A 17,649-nucleotide genomic window follows, 5' to 3' on the forward strand; every position below is an offset into this window, starting at 1 on the left:
GCGTCTTGCCCGCTGCCCTCGGGTGACCTTCGTGCCTGGAGGGCCTGACCGGACCGCAAATGCAGTATCTCGTCGAGCAGCTGTGGGAAATCAAGCCGGATGCCGGCCGGGGCCGGCCCTGGTCTCTGCCGTTTCCCGACCGGGTTCTCCTCGTCGTGCTCGCGTACCGGACCAACCTCACCATGCAGCAGCTCGGATGCCTATTCGGCATCTCTCACGCCGCCGCCCACCGGGTCATGAGTCGGCTCGCGGAACCGCTCGCCAAGCTCCTGGGACCACCACCGACTGACCGACGGGAGCTGTGGATTGTCAACGGAACCTTGATCCCTGTCCACGACCAGCAGCGCACTGCGAAGAGCAAGAACTACCGGCGCAGCGTGAACGTGCAGATCGTCTGCCGGGCTCGCGACCGGCGCGTTGTGGCCGTGGGGGACGCTTGGCCGGGTAACCGCAACGATGTGGTCGTCTTCCGTGAAACCCTCGCTAAGCCTCGATCCACCGACCGATGCCTGTGGATGACGCTTGGGAAAATGAAGAAGTGCCTTGTGACCTGCGATGATGGGAGTTCTTCACGCTTCCAGCACGCACAATCAGCAAGGCACTTCCGAGATGCAAGTTTCCCATACGCCAGCGGCGGTCTCCGCTGCGTTCGATGATCCGAATCTGATCGCGCATGCCGGGCTGGTCCCGGTGATGCGGCTGGCCGAGCGGTGTGGTCTGCCGCGACTGGTGACGGAGAAGGTCAAGTTGACCGGGGTGACGAACGGCGCGGGTGCGGCGGCGGACGCGAAGGTCACCAGCATCGTGGCCGGCATGGTCGCGGGTGCGGACAGCATCGACGACCTCGACGTCCTGCGGCACGGTGCGATGCCGACCATGTTCGGCGGTATTCGTGCCCCCTCCACGCTCGGCACTTTCCTGCGCGCGTTCACCCACGGCCATGCCCTCCAACTCCACGCCGTGCACAGGAGGTTCCTGGGTGCGCTGGCCGCGCATACCCCACTGCTGCCCGGGGCCGACCAGATGGCGTTCATCGATGTCGACTCCACCCACAAACGCGTATACGGCCGCACCAAGCAGGGCGCCGAGTACGGCCGGTTCAAAGGCATCCGCACCCTGCACCCACTGCTGGCCACGATCTGCACTCCACAGTCCCGGCCGGTGATCGCCGGGGTGCGGATGCGCCGCGGCAAGGCAGCCGACTCCCGCGGCGCCCCGAAGTTCGTCAGTGAGGCCCTGGCTACCGCCGCGGAGGCCGGCTGCACCGGCACCCGCATCCTGCGGGCGGACTCCCAGTTCTACAACGCCGGGGTGATCGCCGCCTGCCGCCGGGCCGGCGCCCACTTCTCGATCACCACCGGCATGAACCCCTCCATCAAGCGGGCCATCCTCGCCATCCCCGACCAGGCATGGCGGCAGATCACCTACCCGACCGCGGTGCCCGACCCCGAGACGGGGGAACTCATCTCGGACGCCGAAGTCGCCGAGATACCCGCCCACACCGCGTTCGCCAGCCGCAAGAAGACGGAGCGGGTCACCGCCCGGCTGATCGTGCGCCGGGTCCGCGACCTGGCCAAACCCGCGGTCGTGGGAGAGCAGGGGGAGCTCTTCCCCGCCTGGCGCTACCACCCGTTCTTCACCGACAACCCCGCCCCCACCCTCCAGGCCGAACGGGAACACCGCCACCACGCCGTCATCGAGCAGGTCATCGCCGACAGCAAAGCCTCTGCCATGGCCCACCTGCCGTCCGCGCACTTCCACGCCAACGCCGCCTGGCTGACCCTGTGGGCCATGGCCTACAACCTCCTGCGGGCCACCGGCGCACTGACCTCCGCCTTCCACGCCAAGGCCACCACCGCCACCCTCCGCGCCCACCTGATCCACGTCCCGGCCCGCCTCGCCCGCTCCGCCCGGCGCATCACCCTGCACCTCCCGCACAACTGGCGCTGGCAGCACGCCTGGACACACCTCTTCGACACCGTCCACGCCCCGCCCGAACCCGGCTGACAGTCCCCGCCCACCCCGCCCGCCAGGGCCCGACCGGAACCGAACCGTGGAAAAGCTGAGCAGACCAGCGGATACCACCTGCCCAGACACAGACACCGACCCGAAACCCGCTCAAAAACCGGTCAGAAGATCCATTCCAGGCCACGTCGGTGGATCAAGGCTAAGACACTGCCCGACCATCCCCGGCTATCCGGTGACGGCGGCTACCGAGGCTGCGACCGCATTCGCACACCACACCGCGGGCCGGATGGCCGCATCATCAAAGACCGCGCCTACCGCCGATTCCGCAAACGACGGGGCGTCGCAGAACACACCATCGCCCGGCTCAAAGACCACCAGATCCTCCGCCAATGCAGACGCCGGGGCGAGGCGGTCAATCATGCCGTCGCCGACGTCGCCGCACTCCACAACCTCAAGATCGACATCCGGTAAACTCAGCACCCTCGCAGGGAAGCACGTCCCCGCTCGCATTACGAGAAAGCTCTTAGCGTCTCCCCGGTGATCCCGAGATCCGCGGCCACCGCCGCGTACGTGCGCTTGCCGCCAGACGCGCGGTACGGCACGACGGCGTCCTTCCGAAGCTCCTCCGGTTACGGAGACTGGTGTCCCGCCTGGACATCCCTCCCTAGACCATCAAGATCCATCGTCAGGGTGTCCGCTCCAAAGGATCAGCCTCACTCGGCCTGCGGCTGTCCGGCGATGTAGTCGAGGAACTCCCGGCGGATGCGGAAGGTGCGGCCACCCAGCGAGACCCGGGCCTCGCCCGACCGTTCGATCTCCGCACGGCTGTCGGCCGGCAGGTGTGCCACATGAGCCGGGTCCACGGTGGCGGCGATCGTCGCCACCGCCCGTACCCCGGACACGTGCCGCGCCGCCGACTGAGTGGCCCACCAGGAGCGCGGGCGTCCGGAACCGGTCCCGTAGGTGGCCGGCCGCGCTCACCAGGTCGTCGACGTTGGACGAGAAGTCCGTGTTGTCGAAGTCCCCGCCGGACTCGCCCTGCCCTCTCGACCGCACCCGACCTCATGTTGGTATAATGGTCTGACATTTAATAGGGTCGAGAGGGGCCACGTCATGACGGGCGGAACGCTCATCGTCGGCGCCAGCCAGGCTGGTCTGCAACTGGCCGCTTCGCTGCGGCAGTTCGGGGACACGGAGCCGATCACTCTGGTGGGTGAGGAGATCCATCCGCCGTACCAGCGACCGCCTCTGTCGAAGGAGTTCCTGAGCGGCAAGACCGACCTCGAGTCGCTGACCCTGCGCGCCCCGTCGTACTACGCCGACGCCGGCATCGCGCTGGTCAGCGGCGAACGGGTCACTGAGGTGGCCCTGTCCTCCGCCGGCCGGCAGGGCTCGGGTGTCGCCGGGGCCGCGAGCGGGCGCACCTTCGCCTTCGACCGGCTGGCGCTGACCGTGGGCGCCGCGCCCCGGCGGCTGGATGTGCCCGGGGCCGACCTCGACGGCATCTGCTGCCTGCGTGACCGCGACGATGCCGCGTATCTGCGCGAACGGCTGGTACCCGGCGCGCGGGTGGTGGTCGTCGGGGGCGGTTTCATCGGTCTCGAGGCGGCCGCGGTGGCGCGTGCGCTCGGCAAGGAGGTCACCGTCGTCGAGGCCGCCGACCGGCTGATATCCCGCGCCGTGGCCCCCGTCGTCTCGGAGTTCTACCGTCGGGCCCATCTGCGGCGCGGCACCCGCGTGCTGCTGTCGACGGGCGTCTCGGGCTTCGAGGGCGCCGAGGGGCGTGTGCGTGCCGTACGGCTCACGGACGGCACGGCGCTGCCGGCGGATCTAGTGCTCGTCGGGGTCGGCGTGCTGCCGCGCACCGAACTCGCCGAACAGTTGGGGCTCGCCTGCGACCGCGGCATCATCGTCGACGCCCAGGCCCGCACCTCCGACCCCCATGTCCACGCGGCCGGCGACTGCACCGTCCAGTCGCATCCGGTGCCGGGTCTGGGCGCCGTGCGGCTGGAGTCCGTGCAGAACGCCGTCGCGCAGGCCACGGCCGCGGCCGCCTCACTGCTCGGCCGGCCCGTCGGGGCGCGGCCGGTGCCCTGGTTCTGGTCGTACCAGGGTGATCTGAAACTGCAGATCGCGGGACTGTCGGCCGGCCACGACGAGTACGTCGTGCGGGGCGAACCGGACAGCGAGCGCTTCTCCGTCCTGTACTACCGGCGGGGCGAACTCCTTGCGATCGACGCCGTCAACAGCCCCGCCGACTACATGGCGGTCCGCAAGGCGCTGACCGTGGGGGCGGTCCTCCCCGCGAGCGCCGCTGCCGATTCCGGCACCCTGCTCAAGACACTGCTGGCGGCCCGCCCCGACGCGGTGTCCTCCTCCTGAACTCCTGTACTCCTGACCAGCGGGGCGTGCGGCTCTGTGCCACACGCCCCGCTTTCCGTCTTTCCGTCTTTCGGTCGGCCGGCGTTCGATGGCCCGTCAGATCACTGCGGACTCCAGCGACTCGGGGGCGAAGATCTCCTCCGGCTGCCACAGCCGCGCGGACAGCCCCTGCTCGTGGTGGTACTGCAGGAACGTCGCCAGCGTCTCCCGGTTCGCCGGGACCCCGTAGGACCAGTAGTCCCTGCCCATCAAGGCGCGGGCCTCCTCCAGCTGTGGGGTGAGCCAGGGCAGCATGAAGCGCAGCGCCGAGGTGTCGTACAGGTTGTCGTACGCGGCGTCCCGCGCCGCCAGCAGGGCCTTGTACAGGGACTGGGCGACCCAGCGGTGGCGGTCGTAGACGTCCCGGCGGATCGCCACCACGTGCATGATCGGGAAGATGCCGGTGGCCGCGTAGTACTCCTTCTCGGCGGCGATCACGTCCGGGAACACCCGGCGCACGCGCGGGTCGCCTGCGGCGAACGGGCTCGGTACGCGCGGGCTGCACAGGGCGTCGATCTCGCCCTCGGCGAGCATCTGCGCGAGCGTGCGGTCCTCGGGGATGCGGCTGATGCGCAGCGAGTGCGGCAGGTCGACGCCGGCCTTCTCGATGCGGCCGGGCGTCTCCTGCCCGCCGGTGACGTACTCGGCCGAGTCGACCGGCACCTCGTGCCGCTCGGCCAGGATGCCGCGCATCCATACGCAGGCGGTGAGCTGGTACTCGGGGGTGCCGATGCGTTTGCCGCGCAGGTCCTCCGGCCGGGAGATGCCCGCGTCGGCGTGGCAGTAGAGGGCGCCGTGCCGGAACATGCGTGAGGTGAACACCGGCAGGGCCACGAAGGGCGAGGGGTCTTCGCGCAGCGACAGGACGTAGGAGGACAGCGACAGCTCCGCGACCTCGAACTCCTGGTGCCGCATCATCCGGAAGAAGGTCTCTTCCACCGGAAGCCGCAGATACGTCAGATCGATGCCGTCGGGTCGGACGGCGCCCTCCGCCAGGGCGCGGGTGCGGTCGTAGTCGCCGCAGGCGAAGGTGAGGTGCAGTCGGGTCATGGGGGTCCTACCTGCCTTGTGCCGTCAGTCGTGCGTCCAGGCGCGGATAGACGCGCCGGGCGTTGGCCTCGAAGACCTGGTGCCGCTGCTCGTCGGTGAGCCCGGCCCGGTCGACGTAAGTCTTGGTGTCGTCCCAGGCGATGCCGGTGTCCGGGTCGGCGCCGCGCACGGCGCCGAGCATCTCCGAGGCGAACAGGATGTTGCCGGCGTCGACGACTTGGTGCAGCAGGTCGATGCCCGGCTGGTGGTACACGCACGTGTCGAAGAAGACGTTGTCCTTGAGGTGCTCGGCCGGGTCCGGCCGGCCCAGCCGCATGGCCAGCCCGCGGTAGCGACCCCAGTGGTAGGGCACGGCCCCGCCGCCGTGCGGGATCACCAACCGCAGCGCGGGGAAGCGGGCGAACAGGTCGCTCTGGACGAACTGCATGTACGCCGAGGTGTCCGCGTTGAGGTAGTGGGCGCCCAGGGCGTGGAAGTTGGGGTTGCAGGACGCCGATACGTGGATCATGGCGGGGACGTCCAGTTCGACCATCACCTCGTACAGGGGAAACCAGTACGCGTCGGTGAGCGGTGGCGAGGTCCAGTGGCCGCCGGACGGGTCGGGGTTGAGGTTGCAGCCGACGAACCCGAGGTCCTCCACACAGCGGCGCAGTTCGGCGATGGCGTCTTCGAGGGCACCGCCCGGGGTCTGCGGCAACTGGCACACGGCCGCGAAGTTCCGCGGGAACAGTCCGACGGCCCGGTGGACGAGGTCGTTGTTCACACGCGCCCATGTACGCGCGGTCGCCGGGTCCGGGACGTGATGTTCCATGCCGGATGCTTTCGGCGAGAAGAGCATCAGGTCGCCGCCGCGTTCCCGCAGCAGCTTCAGCTGGTTGGTCTCGACGCTCTCACGGATCGCGTCGTCGCTGATCGCGGCGGGTTCGGGGACAGGCCGCGCCGGGTCGGCGAGACGGGCCAACTGCGCGTCCCGAAAGGCCTGATGGGTCCGGGGTGCCGTGGTGTAGTGGCCATGTACATCAATGATCATCCGTGGCCTCCCGGTCGACGTAGGTCAGGCCCTTGTGGGCCAGGCGCTCACGCATCGAGTTGACGTCGAGGCTCAGCTCGCCGCTCGCATAGCGTTTTCGGCTGACGGCTTCCTTCTCCTCCCGCGCCCGGCACCCGTCGAGCACGGCCTGGGCATCCTGCCGCGGCACGACGACCACACCGTCGTCGTCTGCGACGACGACATCACCGGGCTGGATGTGCTGCCCGGCGCACACGATCGGGGTGTTGACGTCACCGAGGGTCTCCTTGACCGTGCCGAACGCGCTGATGTGCCGCGCCCATACGGGGAATCCCATGCGCTGCAGCTCCGCCACATCACGGCAGCCGGCGTCGATGACCACTCCGCGCACACCACGCGCGGAGACCGCGGTGGCCAACAGGTCACCGAAGTAGCCGGCCTGGGAGGGCGAGGTCGGGGAGACCACGAGGATGTCGCCGTCCCGGCACTGCTCCACCGCGACATGAATCATCCAGTTGTCGCCGGGCGGCACGCTCACGGTCACGGCGGTGCCCGCGATGTGCGCGCCCGGCCACACGGGACGCAGTGCGGGGTCGAGGAGCCCGGTGCGGTGCTGGGCTTCGTGGACGGTGGCCACGCCGAACGCCGCCAGGGCGTCGACCGTGGCCCGGTCGGCACGGTGCGGGTCGCGGACGACGATGCTCATGCGGCCGCCCAGGGCAGGAGCGAGACGTGCACGGCGTCCTCGCCGCTCTCGCCGCCGACCGTGCGGATGGCACGGTCGACCTCGGTGAGGGGGAAGCTGTGGGTGCTCAGCTTCTCCAGCGGGAACCGGCCCGAAGCGAGCTGTTCCAGGGCGAGTTCGCAGGAGCGGTAGCTGTGGCCGCGAGCGCTTTTCAGCGCGATCGACTTCTCCGTCAGCTTCTTCATGGGGAAGTCGGGGAACGCGGCCAGTTCGCCCTGGACCACCATCGTGCCCTCGCGCCGCTTGAGCGCGTCGATGCCGAGCAGGACGGGCGCGGTGCCCGCGCCCGCGGTGCAGTCCAGGACCACGTCGACTCCACGGCCGCCGGTGATGTCCAGGACGCGGGAGAGGACGTCCTCCTGGGTGATGTCGATGACGTGGTCGGCACCCAGCTCCCGGGCCAGGGACAGGCGCGCCGCGTCCCGGGTGGTGCCGGTGACGATGATGAGGGAGGCACCGGCCTGCTTGCAGGCGACGACTTGGGACAGCCCCTGCTGTCCGGGACCCTGGATGAGGACGGTCGAGGCGTAGCCGACGCCCGCGGTGAACAATGCCCACTCGATGCCGTTCGACAACGGCGTGACGAGCCCTGCGAGTTCGGCCGATACCCCATCGGGCACGCGGTGGGTGACCGAGCTCCACGGCAGATAGAGGTACTGGGCGAAGCCGCCCCACAGGTGGTACGGGTGGTTCGCCGATGTGTAGCCGTACCGGCGGGCGTCGGAGTTGGTGCGCCAGTCGGTGGCCTCGCAGTGGCGGTACTCGCCCCGGTGGCACCACTCGCACCGATAGCAGCCGACGTAGTGCTCGACGAACACCCGGTCCCCTTCGGCCAGGCCCTTGCGTTCGGTGAAGGTGCGGCCGGCCTTCGCGATGACGCCCACGTTCTCGTGCCCCATGATCACGGGGTCGGTGAACGGCGGCTTTGCGTACATCTTCACGTCGGTGCCGCAGATGCCGGCCACCTCGACCTTCAACAGGGCTCCGTCGTCGGGTATGTCCGGCATCGGGAACTCCCGCAGCTCGGTCCGGCCGGGCGCCGTTCTGACCGCCGCCAGCACCTGTTCCGCCATGACGTCGTCTCCTCACGTTCGGGGATGTCCCGCCGGAACGACAGTCTATGGACTTATGGACTAACCATGCTACCTTTTCGAGTCATGGCCGTACCTCAACTCAGGACCGTGACCCGGACGCAGGGCAACAACGAGGCGCTCAAGACGGGGGCGGTCACGCCCCGCGGCTTCCGCTTCGAGTTCGAGGAAGTCCCCGTTCTCGTCGATGCCTTCCGGCGCATGGTGCGCGGGCTGGAGTTCGACGTCAGCGAGATGGCACTGACCACGTATCTGGTCGCCAAGGCACACGGGGCACGGTTCACCGCCGTGCCCGTCTTCCTGGTGCGCGGCTTCCACCACGGGGCGGTCTTCCATGACCCGGCGTCGGATGTGCGCAGCCCCAAAGACCTCGAGGGCCGCAGGGTCGGCGTCAGCCGGGGCTACACGGTGACCACCGGCGTCTGGGCGCGCGCGGTCCTCCAGGAAGAGTACGGCGTGGACCTCGACAAGGTCACCTGGGTGCTGTCCGGCGACGAGCACGTCGCGGCGTACCGGTCCCCGGCGAACGTCGTTCCCATGGACTCCGGTGGTTCGCTTCAGGACGCGCTGCTCGCCGGGGACCTCGCCGCGGTGATCGGGCCCAAGTCGGCGTCCTCGGCCCTCGCTCCGCTGATCCCGGAGCCCGAAGAGGCGGGCTTCACGGCCCTGCGCGAGCGCGCCCTGTACCCGATCAACCACCTGATCGTCATCCGCGACGAACTGCTGGCGGAACAACCCGAGTTGGGTGCCCTGGTCTTCGACGCCTTCGCCCGGGCCAAGCAACTCTACGTGGACCGGCTGCACAGCGGAGGCATCAACTCCCCCACCGCCACGGACCGCATGTACCGGCGGGTCCTGGAGGTGACCGGCACGGATCCGCTGCCGTACGGCGTGGAGCCCAACCGCTCCGTGCTGGAGGAGCTGATGCGGCACGCCGTGGACCAGCACATCCTCGAACGTCCCCTTCCGCTGGAGGAGTTGTTCGTCGAGAGCACGCGCACGCTGATCGCCTGACCGCACGCTCACCGTCAGCCGAAGGGACCCGTATGCGCATCGCCATCGCCGCCGACCACAACGGCTACGCCCTCAAAGTCCGGCTCACCACCTGGCTGACCGCACAGGGGCACACCGTCAACGACCGCGGCAGCCACAGCGACGAGACGGTCGACTATCCGCCGTTGTGCGCGGACGTGTGCCGGCAGGTGACCGAAGGTCACGCCGAGCGCGGGATCGTCCTCGGTGGAAGCGGACTCGGAGAGACCGTCGCCTGTAACAAGATCCGGGGGATCCGGGCGGGGCTGTGCCACGACCTGTGGAGCACGCGCATCTCCCGCGGCAACAACGACTCCAACGTCCTTGTCCTGGCCGCCAAGATCCTGGCACCTGAGGACGCCGAGGACATCGTCGGGACATGGCTGACGACGCCCTTCAAGGGCGGGGTGCACGCACGGCGGCTCGAGCAGATCGCCGCGCTGGAAAGGGAATCGGCGCGCACCTGAGCCGGGGGCCCGGCCGCGCCTCCCCCCACGGCCGGGCCCCTTCATTGCTTACGTCCGTACTCCCGCCAGGAACTTCAGCACCCGTGCCGGCGCCGACTCCTCGGTCTGCTCGGCCACCGGCACGTCCCAGTACTCGTTGTCGGGCAGGCACTCCTGCAGATACCGCGCTGCCGACGGCGCATGCGAGGTGTCCTGGCCGGGGACGATCAGCGCCGGCACGTCCAGCCGCAGCAGATCCTCCGGCTCCGGACCCGGCACCGTGTCCCGGTCGAACAGCAGCCGCGCCATGCCGGTCACCATCGCCCGGTAGCGGTCGGGATCGGTCCGTGCGTAGGCGTCGGCGAACCCGGCGTCGCCACGGATCGCCTGGGCCCAGGGACCGACCCGGGGATCCTTCGTGAAGCCTGCGTCCGAGCCACGCGCGAGGGACACCACCTGCTCCAGCCCGTGCTCGTCGGCGTACACCGCATGGCTCCGAAACCGATCGTGCTGTTTCATCCGGTACTTCACCCCGCCCGCGGGCGAGTACAGCACCATGCTCAGCACCCGATCCGGGCGGGCGACCGCGAATGCGGCGACGGTGGAACAACCGACGCATCCCCCCATCAGGTGCGCCCGCTCGATCCCGAGGTGGTCGAGCAGGCCGACACCCTGGCGGACGTAGTCGGCCCAGGAGATCCGCTCCAGCCGTCCCCCCGACCGACCCGACTCACGCCGGTCGAAGGTCACACAGGTGTAGCTCTCGGCGAGGTGGTCGAGCAGCCGCAGGCGCCGGTAGACACCCACGGTCCGCCAGCCCTCCAGACTGGAGTCGAAGCCTCCGGGAGAGAACATCAGCAGCGGCGGTCCCGAACCGGTGACCTCGTAGCGTGTCGGAATCCCGTCGATGACGGCGGTGGGCACCGTTGTTCGCTCCTTTCGCGTCATGCCGGCCGACCCGATGGCCGGCCGGTTGTCAGGTCGCCGGCGGGACGGGCACACCGCCGGCGACCTGGCGTGCCGCTCGCACGTCCGCGCTGTAGGCGGTGATCGCGTCGAGCGTGATCCGGGCGACGTTGGCGTAGGTGTCCGGGGGATCGTCGAGGGCGGACGCGGCATAGCCGATGGCGGAGTGGGCCATGCGCATCCGCCCGTCGAGCCAGGGGCCGCCGCCGAAGCCGCCGAGCACCGGGATGGAGACGGCCTCGGCCACGGCCGCCCCCACCACCGGCCCGGAGTTGGTGAAGTTCAGCAGGGCGGCACCCGCCTCCTGAAGCCGTTCGGCCTCCGCGACGAGGGCGTCCTTCATCTCCACCGGCACCTGGTCGGCACTCGATGGAATGGCGTTGTACTCGACTCCGTACCGCAGCGCCGTCTGCGGGGTGATCCCGAACTGGGCGAACACCGGGATGCCCGCTCGAGTGATCGCGGTGACGGCATCGGGGAAATCGGAGGCCGCGTCCACCTTGACCATGTCGACTCCGGCCTCCTTGACGAACCGGATGGCTGCCCTGACCGCGCTGTCCGTTCCCTCCTGCAACGGGCCGAAGGGGAAGTCGGCGCTCACCAGGGCCCGCCGCACACCCCGGCGTACCGCCTGGGTCACTGTGACCATCTGATCCATCGTCACCTCGAAGGGGTTGCTCTGCCCCCACAGGTTCACGCCGACGGTGTCGCCGACGGAGACCAGGTCGACGCCGGCCCGGTCGACGATGCGCGCGATCTGGTAGTCCCAGGCCACGACACCGACGATCTTGCGCTTCTCGTCCTTCATGCGCCGCAACCCGCGCAGGGTGACCTTCTCGGGCATACGGGTTCTCCTAGACCCTGAGGGCCGTGAGCAGTTCGAAGGCGTCGCCCTCGTCGGCGGACAGCAGCAGCACGCGGGCATAGGGCCGCAGAGCCGCGACGGCGTCGTCGGCCTCGAAACCGTCGCCCAGGATCACGCCCGCCGTGGTGATCCCCCGCCGGCCGCAGATCCTGCCGATCGCGGCCGCCGCGGCCCGGCCGCCGTCCTCCGTGGCGAGGACGACGACCACGTCGGTGCCGGCGAGAACCTCGTCGAGCGGGACGGTGGGGCCGTCCAGCTCGTGCAGCAGGCCGTCGCCGTCCCGGATCTCGCGGCTGGTGTAGAAGCGTGCATGGGCCCAGGACCGCTCGGCGAGACGGCGCACCACCGACACGGCCCGATCGTCCAGCGCCACCACCCGCGCGGCCCGGGCCGGAGCGATGGGTACGTCGATCCGGAACCGGGACTCGCTCGCCGAGGCCGCTCGGGCGCTCTCACTCAGGTACATCGACGCGGTCGTCATGTCACACCGAGGTCTGAGCGACGCCGGGGGTCACCTTGACCGCGTCACGGCAGGAGTCCAAGAAGGACTCGGCCTGCGGCAGTACCACCGCTGCCGACCGCACCCGTTGGTGCGCCGGATCCACACCGGGCGGCTTGACGCCCTCGTCCCGCAGTGCGATGGCGGCCTTGCGCAGCTTCTGCCGGGCCTTGATGATCCCGCTGTCGGCGGGGACGAGTCGCTCCTTGGAGCGGTCGACGATGGGCCCCATGCTCTCCTGGAGGGAGGCGTCCTGCATGGCGATGCCCGCCACGCCGGAATAGGTCTCGCCGCGCTTCTGCGCCTCGCGGTCGATCAGATAGTCGTTGTCCATGTTGGCCATGGGCCGGTACGTACCGGGGATGTTCTTGCTGTGGACGCCGTGGCCGTCGATCATGGCCTGCCGCTCGGTCTCGCTGAGGTCCCGCACGGGGTGGTAGTCGAAGGAGTACGTCCAGCAGTTCTCGTCGTCGATCGGCACCCAGAAGTGGCCGTGCACCGGGTGGTCACCGCGCGGCGGGACCATCGTGAAGGCGGGCATGACCCAGGGCGTGATCCGCCAGTAGTACCGCCCCTCCTCGGCGTTGCGCCGGGCGCCCACGAACAGACCCCCCTCGCTGTCGGCGACCTCGAAGAAGGGTTTGGTGTCGTTCAGGTTGTACTCGTTGCCCTTCGCGCCCTTGAACAGCGGGTCGGTCTTCAGGCCGCCGGAGTGCAGGAAGGTGACGTGGCTGGAGTCGATGCCGCCTTCGAAGGCCTGGAGCCAGTTGCACTGCTGCCAGCGCTTGGAGGTGTAGGTCTGCTCGGCCGGGACGTGGACCCACTCGAACTCCGGGAGCGGGGGCCGGGTGGCCGCGTCTCCCATGTGGGTCCACAGCACGTCGCCTATCTTCACCAGGGGGTACGACGTCAACTGGACGTTCTGGCAGAAGCTGCTGTTGTCGGCCTCCGAGGGGACCTCGATGCACTGGCCGGTCACGTCGTACTTCCAGCCGTGGTACGGGCAGCGCAGGCCGGATCCCTCGTTGCGGCCGAACCACAGGGAGGCGCCGCGGTGGGCGCAGAACTCGTCGATGAGGCCGTAGCGCCCTTCGCTGTCGCGGAAGGCCACCATGCGTTCGGACAGAAGCTTGACGCGTACCGGCGGGCAGTCGTCCTCCGGGAGTTCCTCCGCGAGCAGCGCGGGAATCCAGTACTGGCGGAACAGTTCGCCCATCGGCGTCCCGGGTCCGGTCTGGGTGAGCAGCTCGTTGATGTCTTTTCTGAGCACGGCCATATCCCTTTCAGGTACTGACCCGCCGGCGGGTCGTGGACATCGGTGCTGAGCTCGGTGTGGAACGGTGCGTCGGCCGCCCGGGGCTCACGGCTGTTCCGGGGGGATGTCAACGGTGATCCCGTCGAGTTCCCGGGTGAGACGGATCTGGCACGACAGACGGCTGGTCTCCCGGCGCTCGGCCACGGCCAAGTCGAGCAGGTCGTCCTCCATGTCGCCCGGCGGTCCGACCAGCGGAGCGAACTCCTCACGCACCCACACATGGCAGGTGGCGCAGGACTGGTTGCCGCCGCATTCGGCGACGATCCCGGGAACACCGTTCTTCACCGCGGCCGCCATGACCGAGTCCCCGACCGTCGCATCGACGGTGTACTCGGGACCGTCGCTGCCGACGAAGATCACCTTGGGCAAGGTCCCTGTTTCCTCTCGCGATCGGCGGAATCCACTGCGAACGGGCATGCCGTTGGGGCCGCACTCCGTTCGGTGGTCTGTCCATTAGACCAGAATGCTGAAAGAGGGAACAAGAGACGGGACGAGGGATCACAATCGGCGGCATGGGAACACTGATCCTGCTTCGCCACGGCGAGAGCGCATGGAACGCCAGGCAGCTGTTCACCGGCTGGACCGATGTCGGCCTGACCTCACACGGAGAACAACAGGCCGCAGGGTGCGGCGAGTTGCTGCGCGAGGCGGGTCTCGTGCCCGACGCGGTGCACAGCTCGGTCCTGACCCGGGCGGTGCGAACCGCCGACCTGGTCGCGGGGGGCGCCGGCGCCCACGGGGCGCGGATCACCGCCCACTGGCGGCTCAACGAACGCCACTACGGAGCCTTGCAGGGCCGGGAGAAGAGCGACGTCCTGAAGGAGTTCGGCGAGGAGCGCTTCCGGCTCTGGCGCCGCTCCTACGACGCAGCCCCGCCGCCGGTCGCCGAAGGCGCCCCGGGAGACGTCTCGGACGACCCGCGCTACGCGGACGTACCCCGTTCCCTTCTGCCGCGCACGGAGTCGCTCGCAGACGTCACGGCCCGGCTGCTGCCGTACTGGCACCAGGCCGTCGTACCGGATCTGCGCGCGGGCCGCACCACGTTGCTCGTCGCGCACAGCAACTCGCTGCGGGCCCTTGTCGCCCACCTGGACCGGATGAGCCGCGAGGAGGTGCCAAGCCTGAACATCCCCACCGCCATGCCGCTGCGGTACGACCTCGGCGAGGACCTGAAACCGCTCGTCCGGGGCGGCCGCTACCTGGAACCCGCGGCCGCCGTTGCGGCGGCCACGGAAGTGGCCGCAGAGGGATTCCGATCATCGCGCACGACTCGTTGACGCCCTCCAGTAGTGGACTTATGGTTCTACCAATCCACACCCCCTATTTCCCTGTCAGCGCACGTCATGTCGCAAGAGCCGACCAGGAAGGGCCGCCGAATGGCCAAGGATGCGCTCGTCAACGACTCCCTGGCGGCGAAGTTCGCCACGGAGAAGGAATCCCCCTACACCCGCTGGGTCGCCGCCGAAGGACTCGACATCATCGCGGCCCACTACATCCCCGATCTGCGTACCGTCGAGCTGAAGACGTGGGAACGACGCGGCGGCCGGGGCGTCTTCATCAACCACGAGGCCACCCGCACCTCCAACGACTGCTACGTCTGCGAGATCCCGGCCGGCGGTGCACTCGCCCCCCAGCGGCAGCTGTTCGAGGAGATGATCCTGGTCCTCGACGGCCAGGGGTCGACGAAGGTATGGAACGACTCCGGCGCCGAGGTGACCTTCGAGTGGCAGGCCGGATCGATCTTCGCCATTCCGCTCAACGCCCATCACCAGCACTTCAACGGGTCCGGCCGCAAGGCGGCGCGCTTCGTCTCCTCGACGAACCTGCCTCCCGTCATCAACCTCTACGGCGACCCGGACTTCGTCTTCAACACCCCGAGGGACTTCCCGGACCGCTTCGACGGCGAGCCCGACTACTTCTCCCCCAGGGGCGAGCAGAAGGGCCTGCTGCTCGACACGAACTTCGTCGCGGACGCGGTCAACCTTCCACTGATCGAGGCGAAGGAGCGGGGCGCGGGTGGTGGACACATCCGCTTCGCGATGGCCAAGGGGTCGATGAACAGCCACATCTCACAGTTTCCGACCGCGACGTACAAGAAGGGCCACCGGCACGGACCCGGCGCCCATGTCATCATCCTCTCCGGCGAGGGCTACAGCCTCATGTGGCCGGAGGGCGAGGAGCCCCGCCGCTACGAGTGGGGGCCGGGCGCGTTGATCGTCCCGCCGAACATGTGGTTCCACCAGCACTTCAACACCGGCACTGAGCCGAGTCGTTATCTGGCCTTCAAGCACGAGGTCGTGTCCGTACGCAACGCGCAGGGCGTGCCGAAGGCCTGGATCAGCCGGCGCGTCGGCGGCGACCAGATCGACTACGCAGACGAGTCGTCCTATGTGCGTGAGACGTTCCGGGAGGCCCTGGCCAAGCACGGGATGGAGCCCAGGATGGACGCCGTCTACGAAGCGGAGCTCGCCACGCTCCCGCCGAGCCCGGAGCAGTCGGCCACCGTCTGACACAGGAAGTTGAGGAGCGGGAACCGTGCGGCACGCCGAAGACCACAACCATGACGACGGGGTGCGCACGGTTCATTCGGCGTACCTCCCCGACCACGACCATGTGCACGACGACGACGTGGCCGGGGCGCTCGAGGACAACCCGATCTGGCAGCAGGACAACGTCACCCTGCACAGCGTGGGCATCGACATCGGGTCCTCCGGCACCCAGGTCGTCTTCTCCCGCCTGCATCTACGGCGCATCGGCGAGGATCTGACGAGCCGGTACCTCGTGGTGCGGCGGGAGACCCTCCACCGCTCCCCGGTGGAACTCACGCCCTACGCGAGCGACGAGTACATCGACGCCGAGGCCCTCGGCGCGATCATCGACGTGGCGTACAAGGAGGCGGCCGTCGATCCGGCCGACGTCGACACCGGTGTCGTGATCCTCACCGGCGAGGCATTGCGCCGGCGCAACGCGGAGGCGATCGCCGCCGTCCTCGCCGAGCACGGGGGCGAGCTCGTCAACGCGAGCGCGGGCCACCACATGGAGGCCATGCTGGCCGCCTACGGATCGGGCGCCGCCAAGGCGTCGTACGACACCGGGCAACGCATCCTCAACGTCGACATCGGAGGCGGGACCACCAAGCTCGCCGTGCTGGACCGGGGACGGGTCATAGCCACCGCCGCCGTGCACATCGGCGGCAGACTCCAGGTGGTCGACGCCGCGGGACGTATCGTCCGGCTCGATCCGGCCGGCCGTGTGCACGCCGAGCGGGCCGGGTTCGCGGACTGGACGCACGGTGACACCGTCCGGGGCGAGGAACTGGACCGCGTGGCCGAGGCGATGGCGGACACGCTGGTCGAGGCCCTCACCGCGGCGGCGCCCAGCTCACGCGTCCGGGCCCTCTTCCTCACCGAGCCGCTGCCCGAACTCGCCCCGGTCGACGGGGTGATGTTTTCGGGCGGGGTCGCCGAGTACGTCTACGACAGGGAGCGTACGGACTTCGGAGACCTTGGTCGCCGCCTGGGACGCGCGCTGCGCCGGCGGCTGGACGACGGTGCGCTGCCGTATCCCTTGCTTCCGCCGGGCGAGTGCATCCGCGCGACGGCGGTGGGCGCATCGGAGTACAGCGTCCAGCTCAGCGGCAACACCGGCTTCATCTCCGACCCCGACGCATTGCTGCCGCGTCGCAACCTGCAGGTGCTCAGACCGGCATACGAACTCGGCGAGAGGGTCGACAGCGTTGCGGTCGAGTCGGCGGTCCGCCGGCATCTGGTCGCCCTGGATGTCGCGCAGACGGGTGCGGACATCGCCCTCGCCCTGACGTGGAGCGGGCCGCCGAGCTACGACCGGCTGCTGCCCTTCGCACGCAGCATCCGGGACGCGCTCGCCGAACGGTTCGCGCAGGGAAGGCCGTTGTACGTCGTGCTCGACGGCGATGTCGCACTCACACTCGGCCGGCTGTTGCGGGACGAGCTGGACGTCACCGCCGATCTGCTCGTGATCGACGGGCTGAGCCTGCGGGACTTCGACTACGTCGACATCGGACGGGTGCGCTTCCCGTCCCGCACGGTGCCGGTCACGATCAAGTCGCTCGTCTTCGGACAAAATCCCGACCGACCTCCTGCCTTCCCCTGACACAGAGCCCAGGGGTGTGAACCCCTCGCCCCTGGGCCGTAACAATAACGTAAAGCTCTTGTCCGATGGTTAGACCATAAGACCGACCCTGCAGTTTTATGCAGGGACCCG

19 protein-coding genes are annotated in these 17,649 nt (G+C 69.1%); 8 read left to right on the top strand and 11 right to left on the bottom strand.

The window, feature by feature from the left end; translation table 11 throughout:
- Positions 1–59: 59 nt before the first annotated feature.
- On the top strand, positions 60–656 hold the full coding sequence (locus ACQEXA_RS01180; protein ID WP_433128180.1) for a transposase family protein: 597 nt from the start codon (positions 60–62) through the stop codon (positions 654–656).
- Positions 610–2,007 carry an IS1380 family transposase gene (locus ACQEXA_RS01185; protein ID WP_433128182.1) on the top strand — a complete coding sequence of 466 codons (1,398 nt, stop codon included), beginning with the start codon at positions 610–612 and terminating at the stop codon, positions 2,005–2,007. Before ACQEXA_RS01180 ends, ACQEXA_RS01185 begins: the two co-directional genes overlap by 47 nt.
- 186 nt (positions 2,008–2,193) lie before the next feature.
- Here the strand turns inward: ACQEXA_RS01185 and ACQEXA_RS01190 are convergent, their stop codons facing one another.
- Both ACQEXA_RS01190 and ACQEXA_RS01195 read right to left on the bottom strand, forming a co-directional pair.
- Positions 2,194–2,448 carry a hypothetical protein gene (locus tag ACQEXA_RS01190; RefSeq protein WP_433128184.1) on the bottom strand — a complete coding sequence of 85 codons (255 nt, stop codon included), beginning with the start codon at positions 2,446–2,448 and terminating at the stop codon, positions 2,194–2,196.
- Between the two features lie 233 nt (positions 2,449–2,681).
- Positions 2,682–2,852 (bottom strand): hypothetical protein, encoded by a 171-nt coding sequence (locus ACQEXA_RS01195; protein WP_432938258.1) that lies wholly within the window; start codon positions 2,850–2,852, stop codon positions 2,682–2,684.
- A gap of 229 nt (positions 2,853–3,081) precedes the next feature.
- On the opposite strand from ACQEXA_RS01195, the gene ACQEXA_RS01200 reads away from it, so the two are divergent.
- The gene (locus ACQEXA_RS01200; RefSeq protein ID WP_433128186.1) at positions 3,082–4,350 is read left to right on the top strand and encodes an NAD(P)/FAD-dependent oxidoreductase; all 1,269 of its coding nucleotides are present in this window, start codon (positions 3,082–3,084) and stop codon (positions 4,348–4,350) included.
- A 96-nt stretch (positions 4,351–4,446) separates the two neighbouring features.
- Here the strand turns inward: ACQEXA_RS01200 and ACQEXA_RS01205 are convergent, their stop codons facing one another.
- The 4 genes from ACQEXA_RS01205 to ACQEXA_RS01220 are packed head-to-tail and all read right to left on the bottom strand — an operon-like array spanning position 4,447 to position 8,266.
- Positions 4,447–5,439 carry an ABC transporter substrate-binding protein gene (locus ACQEXA_RS01205; RefSeq protein WP_433128187.1) on the bottom strand — a complete coding sequence of 331 codons (993 nt, stop codon included), beginning with the start codon at positions 5,437–5,439 and terminating at the stop codon, positions 4,447–4,449.
- A 7-nt stretch (positions 5,440–5,446) separates the two neighbouring features.
- Positions 5,447–6,469 carry an amidohydrolase family protein gene (locus ACQEXA_RS01210; protein ID WP_432938251.1) on the bottom strand — a complete coding sequence of 341 codons (1,023 nt, stop codon included), beginning with the start codon at positions 6,467–6,469 and terminating at the stop codon, positions 5,447–5,449.
- Positions 6,459–7,154 (bottom strand): 4-carboxy-4-hydroxy-2-oxoadipate aldolase/oxaloacetate decarboxylase, encoded by a 696-nt coding sequence (locus tag ACQEXA_RS01215; protein WP_432938248.1) that lies wholly within the window; start codon positions 7,152–7,154, stop codon positions 6,459–6,461. The genes ACQEXA_RS01210 and ACQEXA_RS01215 overlap by 11 nt, the downstream gene beginning before the upstream one ends.
- Positions 7,151–8,266 carry a zinc-dependent alcohol dehydrogenase gene (locus ACQEXA_RS01220; protein WP_432938245.1) on the bottom strand — a complete coding sequence of 372 codons (1,116 nt, stop codon included), beginning with the start codon at positions 8,264–8,266 and terminating at the stop codon, positions 7,151–7,153. The genes ACQEXA_RS01215 and ACQEXA_RS01220 overlap by 4 nt, the downstream gene beginning before the upstream one ends.
- An 84-nt stretch (positions 8,267–8,350) precedes the next feature.
- Here ACQEXA_RS01220 and ACQEXA_RS01225 point away from each other — a divergent pair, with 84 nt between their 5' ends.
- Complete coding sequence (locus tag ACQEXA_RS01225; protein WP_433128189.1) at positions 8,351–9,298, top strand: ABC transporter substrate-binding protein; 948 nt, start codon at positions 8,351–8,353, stop codon at positions 9,296–9,298.
- 32 nt (positions 9,299–9,330) lie between these two features.
- On the top strand, positions 9,331–9,783 hold the full coding sequence (locus ACQEXA_RS01230; RefSeq protein ID WP_433128191.1) for an RpiB/LacA/LacB family sugar-phosphate isomerase: 453 nt from the start codon (positions 9,331–9,333) through the stop codon (positions 9,781–9,783).
- A gap of 48 nt (positions 9,784–9,831) precedes the next feature.
- On the opposite strand, the gene ACQEXA_RS01235 is transcribed toward ACQEXA_RS01230, so the two are convergent.
- The 5 genes from ACQEXA_RS01235 to ACQEXA_RS01255 form a co-directional block, all read right to left on the bottom strand.
- Positions 9,832–10,686 (bottom strand): alpha/beta fold hydrolase, encoded by an 855-nt coding sequence (locus ACQEXA_RS01235; protein WP_432938236.1) that lies wholly within the window; start codon positions 10,684–10,686, stop codon positions 9,832–9,834.
- A gap of 52 nt (positions 10,687–10,738) precedes the next feature.
- Positions 10,739–11,572, bottom strand: coding sequence for a 3-methyl-2-oxobutanoate hydroxymethyltransferase (locus ACQEXA_RS01240; RefSeq protein WP_432938234.1), 834 nt, complete (start codon positions 11,570–11,572; stop codon positions 10,739–10,741).
- Between the two features lie 10 nt (positions 11,573–11,582).
- Positions 11,583–12,074 carry a 3-methyl-2-oxobutanoate hydroxymethyltransferase gene (locus ACQEXA_RS01245; RefSeq protein ID WP_432938232.1) on the bottom strand — a complete coding sequence of 164 codons (492 nt, stop codon included), beginning with the start codon at positions 12,072–12,074 and terminating at the stop codon, positions 11,583–11,585.
- Between the two features lies 1 nt (position 12,075).
- Positions 12,076–13,362 (bottom strand): Rieske 2Fe-2S domain-containing protein, encoded by a 1,287-nt coding sequence (locus ACQEXA_RS01250; RefSeq protein ID WP_433128193.1) that lies wholly within the window; start codon positions 13,360–13,362, stop codon positions 12,076–12,078.
- A gap of 90 nt (positions 13,363–13,452) precedes the next feature.
- The gene (locus ACQEXA_RS01255; RefSeq protein WP_425579132.1) at positions 13,453–13,767 is read right to left on the bottom strand and encodes a 2Fe-2S iron-sulfur cluster-binding protein; all 315 of its coding nucleotides are present in this window, start codon (positions 13,765–13,767) and stop codon (positions 13,453–13,455) included.
- 152 nt (positions 13,768–13,919) lie between these two features.
- Here ACQEXA_RS01255 and ACQEXA_RS01260 point away from each other — a divergent pair, with 152 nt between their 5' ends.
- From ACQEXA_RS01260 to ACQEXA_RS01270, 3 genes are all read left to right on the top strand, one after another.
- Entirely contained in the window at positions 13,920–14,684 is a 765-nt protein-coding gene (locus ACQEXA_RS01260) for a 2,3-bisphosphoglycerate-dependent phosphoglycerate mutase (RefSeq protein WP_432938228.1), read from the top strand.
- A gap of 99 nt (positions 14,685–14,783) precedes the next feature.
- Positions 14,784–15,917, top strand: coding sequence for an ethanolamine ammonia lyase-activating protein (locus tag ACQEXA_RS01265; RefSeq protein WP_432938225.1), 1,134 nt, complete (start codon positions 14,784–14,786; stop codon positions 15,915–15,917).
- Between the two features lie 25 nt (positions 15,918–15,942).
- Positions 15,943–17,538 (top strand): ethanolamine ammonia-lyase reactivating factor EutA, encoded by a 1,596-nt coding sequence (locus tag ACQEXA_RS01270; protein ID WP_433128195.1) that lies wholly within the window; start codon positions 15,943–15,945, stop codon positions 17,536–17,538.
- Positions 17,539–17,649 lie beyond the last annotated feature (111 nt).

The sequence above is a fragment of the Streptomyces sp. CA-106110 genome (assembly GCF_050936285.1).
Taxonomy (GTDB): domain Bacteria; phylum Actinomycetota; class Actinomycetes; order Streptomycetales; family Streptomycetaceae; genus Streptomyces.